7 protein-coding genes are annotated in these 6,556 nt (G+C 70.2%); 3 read left to right on the top strand and 4 right to left on the bottom strand.

Annotation, left to right across the window (positions count from 1 at the left end; translation table 11 throughout):
• Positions 1-434: 434 nt before the first annotated feature.
• Together VF665_RS04130 and VF665_RS04125 are read right to left on the bottom strand one after the other, a co-directional pair.
• Positions 435-2,363, bottom strand: coding sequence for an ABC-F family ATP-binding cassette domain-containing protein (locus VF665_RS04130; RefSeq protein ID WP_331052143.1), 1,929 nt, complete (start codon positions 2,361-2,363; stop codon positions 435-437).
• 191 nt (positions 2,364-2,554) lie between these two features.
• Complete coding sequence (locus VF665_RS04125; protein ID WP_331052142.1) at positions 2,555-2,794, bottom strand: hypothetical protein; 240 nt, start codon at positions 2,792-2,794, stop codon at positions 2,555-2,557.
• A gap of 475 nt (positions 2,795-3,269) precedes the next feature.
• On the opposite strand from VF665_RS04125, the gene VF665_RS04120 reads away from it, so the two are divergent.
• The 3 genes from VF665_RS04120 to VF665_RS04110 all read left to right on the top strand — a co-directional run bounded on the left by VF665_RS04120 (position 3,270) and on the right by VF665_RS04110 (position 5,459).
• Positions 3,270-3,566, top strand: a complete 297-nt coding sequence (locus tag VF665_RS04120; protein WP_331052141.1) for a hypothetical protein — start codon at positions 3,270-3,272, stop codon at positions 3,564-3,566.
• Positions 3,567-3,731: 165 nt separating this feature from the next.
• Positions 3,732-4,775 carry a ligase-associated DNA damage response exonuclease gene (locus tag VF665_RS04115; protein ID WP_331052140.1) on the top strand — a complete coding sequence of 348 codons (1,044 nt, stop codon included), beginning with the start codon at positions 3,732-3,734 and terminating at the stop codon, positions 4,773-4,775.
• Positions 4,776-5,042: 267 nt separating this feature from the next.
• The gene (locus VF665_RS04110; RefSeq protein WP_331052139.1) at positions 5,043-5,459 is read left to right on the top strand and encodes a hypothetical protein; all 417 of its coding nucleotides are present in this window, start codon (positions 5,043-5,045) and stop codon (positions 5,457-5,459) included.
• A gap of 88 nt (positions 5,460-5,547) precedes the next feature.
• On the opposite strand, the gene VF665_RS04105 is transcribed toward VF665_RS04110, so the two are convergent.
• Positions 5,548-5,982, bottom strand: a complete 435-nt coding sequence (locus tag VF665_RS04105) for a DoxX family protein (protein ID WP_331052138.1) — start codon at positions 5,980-5,982, stop codon at positions 5,548-5,550.
• A 30-nt stretch (positions 5,983-6,012) separates the two neighbouring features.
• Entirely contained in the window at positions 6,013-6,420 is a 408-nt protein-coding gene (locus VF665_RS04100) for a hypothetical protein (RefSeq protein WP_331052137.1), read from the bottom strand.
• Between the last annotated feature and the right edge of the window lie 136 nt (positions 6,421-6,556).

The raw sequence follows: 6,556 nt of genomic DNA, 5'->3' as shown, positions 1-6,556 counted from the left end.
GATGGTACCTCCGGCGCCTTCTCAGGATGACAGATTATTGCGCTGCAAAGAGTTAGGGTACAAGGCCGTTCCGTTGGTGGGGTGACGGCACTGGCACGGAGAGCGTCTCCAGGGACCCTGCTCGCGTGGCGCCTCGGAGCCTGAGCGTCATCCTGAAGGAGCAGTGCGCCTCACTCTCCCACAAGCCGCCTTTGTGCGACTGAAGGATCCCGGGCCGCACTCTCCGCGGGGCCGCTGGCCGGCGCGGCGTGCCCGGCCCTCTTCGCCGCTCCCCACCGCGCGCCGCACCCACGCAAGCGCATGCCAGGAACACCGCGCCACGCGCCACGCCCAAGCCGCCACGCGATCATCCTCGTCCGGTAACAAAGCGCGGGCGGCACCGTGAGGGTGCCGCCCGCGCTGTCCATTCACCTCCATCCAGAACCGGCCGATGGTCAGCCGGCGAGTTCCTCCAGCTCGGCCCAGCGGGCGTAGAGGGCGTCCACGGCCTCGCTCGCTTCGCGGAACTCCGCGGTGGCGCGGGCGAGCTCGTCGGGCGGGGCGGAGTAGAGCGCCGGGTCGGCCAGGCGCGCGGACAGCTCCTCCTTGCGCGCCTCCGCCTTTTCGATCGCCGCCTCCATCCCATCCAACTCCTTCTTTTCCTTCCAGCTCAGCTTCTTTCCCGCGTCCGCCTTGCCGGCGGCCGGGGCGGACGCGGACGATTTGCGCGGCTGGGCCGCGGCCTGCGCGGCGCTGGCGGCGGCGGCTTCGGCCTCGCGCTGCTCCTTGAGGCGGCGGTACAGGTCGTAGTTGCCCGCGTGGCGGCGAACGGCGCCCTGCTTCTCGAACACGATAAGCCCGGTGGCCACCTTGTCCAGAAAGAAGCGGTCGTGCGTCACCATCAGCACGCAGCCGCCGTAGTCGGCCAGCACCGACTCCAGCACCTGCAGCGTCACCAGGTCCAGGTCGTTGGTGGGCTCGTCCAGCATGAGCAGGTTGGCGTCCTGCAGAAACAGGCGCGCCAGCAGCAGCCGGTTGCGCTCGCCGCCGGACAGGGAGCGCACCACCTGCCGCTGCTTCTCCGGCGGAAACAGAAACGTTTCCAGGTAGCTGCGCAGGTGCGTGCGCTGCCCGGCCACCATCACCCAGTCGCTGTCCGCGGCGGCCTCGTAGACGCTGTGCTCGGGGTTCAGGTCCTCGCGGCGCTGGTCAAAGTAGGCGATCCGCGTGTTCTTGCCGATCTCCACCTCGCCCCCGTCGGGCGGCTCCTGGCCCAGGATGATCCGCAGCAGCGTGGTCTTGCCCGCCCCGTTGGGCCCGATGATGCCGATGCGCTCGCCCGCGGCCATCATGGTGTCCAGGTCGCGGATGAGCGTGCGCTCGCCGAAGCTCTTGCGGACGTGGTGCAGGTTCAGCACGGTGCGCCCCAGCCGCGGCGCCTCGTTCATCGCCATCTCCACCGTGGTGCGGTTGGGAAGGCGCTTGTCCCGCTGCTCCGCTTCCAGCTCGCCCAGCCGCCCGATGCGCGCCTTCTGCTTCCCCGTGCGCGCGGAGGGCTGGCGCCGCACCCACGCCAGCTCCTGCGTGATCAGCTTCTGGCGCTTGGCCTCCTCCACCGAAGCGCGCTCCATGCGCTCGGCCTTGGCTTCCAGGTATTCCGTGTAGCCGCCGGGATAGGGCGTCAGCTCGCCGGTGGACACCTCCAGCATGCGGGTGACCACGCGGTCCAGAAAGTACCGGTCGTGGGTGATGAGCATCACCGCGCCGGGATATGACTCCAGGTGCTCCTCCAGCCAGGCCGTGGTGTCGGCGTCCAGGTGGTTGGTGGGCTCGTCCAGCAGCAGCAGCTCCGGCTGCTGCAGAAGGACGCGCGCCAGCGCCACCCGCTTGCGCTCGCCGCCGGAAAGCCCCTCCACGGGGCGCTCCCAGTGCTGCACGTCCAGCCGGGTGAGCAGGTTTTCCATCTGGTGCTCGTAGTCCCACCCGCCCAGCGTGTCGATGCGGGCGGCGGCGCGCTCCTGCCGCGCGAGCAGCCGGTCCACGTCGCCGGTGCCGGCGGTGAGCGCCTCGCCCACCGCGTGGTACTCGCCGATGGCCTCCAGCAGGTCGGGCTTGCCGCCCGCGACGGCGGAAAGGATGGTGGCGCCGGGCTCGAACTCGGGCTCCTGCGAAAGGTAGCCCACGCGAATGCCGCGCTGGAACGCCAGCGTGCCTCCCTCGTGCCCCTCCAGCCCGGCGACGATGCGGAACAGGGTGCTCTTGCCCGATCCGTTTACGCCGATGAAGCCGACCTTTTCGCCCTCGTCCAGTGCGAACGAGACGCCGTCGAACACCGTGCGGGTGCCGTAGCTCTTTTTGAGCTCCTGTACGTTGAGAACGTTCATGCGGGCGAAAGTATTGGAACTACAGGGAATAGGGAATAGGGAATAGGGAATGGGTGATTCGGCGCGGGGGCCGGGCTTCGGTGCGCGGGGAGTTGGCGGGCAGGGTGAGGTGCGGTCGATAGCGGGAACGGGACCGCCCCGGCGCGGGGCAGCGTCGGGGCGGTGCTGGGCGGATCGGGATGGCGGTGTGGTCAGGGCGGCGCGGGGCAGGATGCGGTGCGCACGGCGACGGCGCGGGTGGGCGCGGGGCGCGCATCGGGGACGTCGGTGCCGATCCACCGCACGCCGGTCAGGCTGTCGCCCCTGGCCTGGAACTCGAACGACGTGCCCCACAGGCCGTCGTGCCGAAAAAGCCACGCATCGCCGTCCTTTTCCACGTACCAGTACGCGCCCACGATGGCCGGCCGCGGGGCAAAACGGGCCTGCCGCACGCCCGCGCGCCCGGAGTTGAGCCGCGTTTCGGGGATGGTGTCCAGTACGAACTGCTCGCCCTCCGGCAGGCTGTAGCACCCCGCGTACGCCCGCTACCGGTCCGTCGCCGCGTCCGGCTCGCCCGGCCGCGCGCCGCCCCGGTTGCCGAAGCACGCCGCCACCCCCGCCATCGCCAGCACCATCCCCCACCGCAAGCCGCGCATCGTCATCTCTCATGAGAAGGGTCGATCCCTGGCAACCCGGCTGCCGAAGCTACCCGCAGCCCCAACCACCCGCAATCAGACGCACAGCCCTCCAGACGCCGAACGCGCCATCCTCCTGCCTTTCCCCCTATTCCCTATTCCCTATTCCCTATTCCCTAAAGAAGTTGGAACCATCCCCCCGCCCCGGCGTACCCGACACGGCACGGGGGATGCGCGGGACACAGCTGTTCCCGCCGTTCCGCTGGCCATCACCGCAGGACCGTGGTACCCGATGCTGCTGCTCTGGATCGCGTTCATCTTCGTCGCCTTCGTGTCCAAGTTCTTTCTGGCCGTGGCGATGTGCTACCTGATCTTTCCGGCCGAGCGCACCTGCGACGAGTGCGACACGGAAACCCTCGCTGTGCGCATGGGACCGCTGGGCCGCGGCATGTCGCGCATGATGATGGGCAACCTGCAGCGCCGCTGGTGCCCGGGCTGCGGCTGGGAGGGGATGACCCGCACCAGCGCCAGGGGATCCGCCCTGCACCTGCCCCGCTCCGGCGACCCCACCAGCCCCGCGCGCCGCTGATCCTCCGCCGCCCGCGCACGAGGGTCACAAGGGCAGTGGACCGAGCCGGATGACGTCGCACAGGCCGCCCCGTGAAGGAGGCGGCCTTTTTCGCGGACGGGAATGGTCCCTGCACCTCGCGACGCGGGTCATCCACCGTATCCCTCTTTACGCCCACGACCGGACATGCTCCTGCGCAGCACCGAACGCGGACTGTACTGCGAGGCGGGGGACTTCTATATCGATCCCTGGCAGCCGGTGGACCGCGCCGTGATCACCCACGCACACGGCGACCACGCGCGCTGGGGCTCGCGCGCGTACCTGGGCTCGCGCGAGGGAGAGCGCGTGCTGCGCACCCGGCTGGGCGACCAGGCCCGCATCCGCGCGGTGGACTTCGGGGAAGAGGTGATGCTGAACGGGGTGCGCATCAGCCTGCACCCCGCGGGGCACATCCTGGGGAGCGCGCAGGTGCGGGTGGAGCACGGGGGCGAGGTGTGGGTGGTTTCGGGGGATTACAAGACGGAGGCGGACCCCACCTGCACCCCGTTCGAGCCCGTGCGCTGCCACACCTTCGTCACGGAAAGCACCTTCGGGCTCCCCATCTACCGCTGGTCGCCGGACGCGGAGGTGTTCGCGGCGATCAACGCCTGGTGGCGCGCCAACGCCGAGGCCGGGCGCGCATCGATGCTGTTTGGCTACGCGCTGGGCAAGGCGCAGCGGCTGCTGGCGGGGGTGGATGCGTCCATCGGCCCCATCTACGCCCACGGCGCGGTGGAGCGGCTGAACCAGGACTACCGCGCGGGCGGCATCCGCATTCCGGAGACGCACAATCCGGCGGCGATGCCCAAAGGGACGCAGTTCGGGGGATCGATGGTCATCGCGCCCCCCTCCGCCGCGGGAACGCCGTGGATGCGGCGCTTCGGCGCGGGCTCCACGGCCTTCGCGAGCGGGTGGATGCGGGTTCGCGGCCAGCGGCGGCGCCGTTCGGTGGACCGCGGATTCGTGCTGTCGGACCACGTGGACTGGCCGTCGCTGCTGTCGGCGGTGCAGGCCACCGGCGCGGAGTGCGTGTGGGTGACGCACGGATACCGCGAGCCCGTGGTGCGGTGGCTGCGTGAGCACGGGCTACAGGCACAGTCCGTCGCGAGCCGCTGGGAAGGCGAATCCGACGAATCCGACGTGGTGCCCGAGACCGAATCCGTCCCGGAGCCCGGCGCCGGGGCCGAGTAGGAGAACGGCAACCGCGTCTCTCACGGAGGGCACGGAGGTCTGAACGGAGAGGTCACGGAGGAACGGCGAGTGCGAACGGGGACGAAGGCACCGGGCCACGGAAGCGAGCGCCGCACCTGACATCCTCGCCGCCCCTATTCCCTATTCCCTATTCCCTATTCCCTATTCCCTATTCCCTCCCCAAAGCCCAGCCGCCACTTGCAGCCCGGCCCACGCACCGGCATGATTGTCGGTCCGCGCACGCGTCCTCATCCCGCTCCCGGCCCCATGAACCGCACCCGCACCCTCATTCTTTCCGCCGCCGTGGCGGGCTTTCTGATCGGGTTCTTTCCGCAGTGGCTCATCGGGCGGAGCGTGCGCCAGGAACTGCGCGAGACGCGGCTGGAGCTGCGCGTTTCCCGCGTAGAAGGCCAGATGGGAGCCGCGCTCACCGAGGCGTCGCGCAGCAACTACGAGCGCTCGCGCCAGCTCATGACGCAGGTATTTGCCGAGCTGCAGATCCTGCGCACCCAGGTGACGCCCGCGCAGCAGAAGGAGATGGACGGCATTCTGGCCCAGCGCGACGAGATCATCACCCTGCTGGCCCGCGCGGCGCCCGTCAGCAGCCAGCGCCTGCTGCTCATCTACGCGCGCTACCACGCCGCCGTCGCGACCAACGCCGCGCCCCCGGCACCCGGCGGCTGACAATCGTCATCCGAACGAAAGAGAGGCCGGACGCATCGCGCGTCCGGCCTCTTCTTTCTTTTGTCCAGCTCGTGGGGAGTCCGAAGACTCAGATGCGGGTGCGGCGGACGGCGGCGCGGCCGTCCATCAGCGCGTCCAGGCTGTACTTGCCGCCTCCGCGGGCGGAGAAGTAGAGGAACACGAAGCAGTACAGCGCCGCGAGTTCGCCCTTGTTCAGCACGGGCCAGAAGCCGCCGGGCGCGTGGGCCATGAAGTACGCCGCCGCCATCATCCCCGAGCACAGGAACGCGGCGGGGCGGGTGAAAAGCCCCAGCACCACCAGCAGCGCCACAAAGAACTCAATGACGCCGCCCAGCCCCATCTGCGAAACCAGCGGCGCGCGCGCGCCGGGCGTGCCGCCAAACCCGCCCAGCAGGCCGAACAGCTTCTGCGCGCCGTGCTGCATGAGCATGCCGCCCGCCACGATGCGCAGCAGCGCCAGCGCGGGCTCCTCGAAGCGCTGCATGAAGAAGGTGCGTGCCATGGCTGTCCGCCGGGGTGCGAGGGGGAAGGGTCAGCGGCCCGCGCCGGCGGCCGCCTGCTTCTGGCGCTCGCGCTCTGCCTTGCGCGCCGCGCGCAGTGCATCGTACTCCACACGCTGCTCGGGGGTCAACACCGTGCTGATCTCGGCGCGGGTGCTGTCGTACGCCGCGCGGATGGGGGCGCCGTGCTCCTTCCACACGGAATCCATCAGCACGCGCCGCCGCGCCATGATGGCGTCGATGGCCGCGCGCTGGTCCGGGCGCAGGTCCAGTTCCTCGAACAGGTAGTGCTTGCCCTTGGCGGGCGGCCGGGCCTCGGCGCGCTCCGGTTCGCGCGCGTTGAGCACGCGCGTGGAGGCCGCGCCGGCCAGCATGCCGACCAGAAAGGTAAGCGCCAGCAGCCCCATGCCCACAAGGCGGCTGCGTCGGGGTGCGTTCACGTGCGGTCCTCCGGTGGAGTGTCCATCCCCATCAGCGTTCTTCCCAGTGCGCCAGCAGGTCCGCCTCGGCCGGGGCGCGGTCGTCCACCACCCAGGCGTCTACCGGGGCGGGAATCTGCAGCGCGTCGGCCACGGT

This window comes from Longimicrobium sp. (assembly GCF_036387355.1).
In the GTDB taxonomy this organism is placed as follows: domain Bacteria; phylum Gemmatimonadota; class Gemmatimonadetes; order Longimicrobiales; family Longimicrobiaceae; genus Longimicrobium.
Note: the sequence above shows the minus strand (reverse complement) of the source record. Positions and strands in the feature narration are given on the sequence as shown.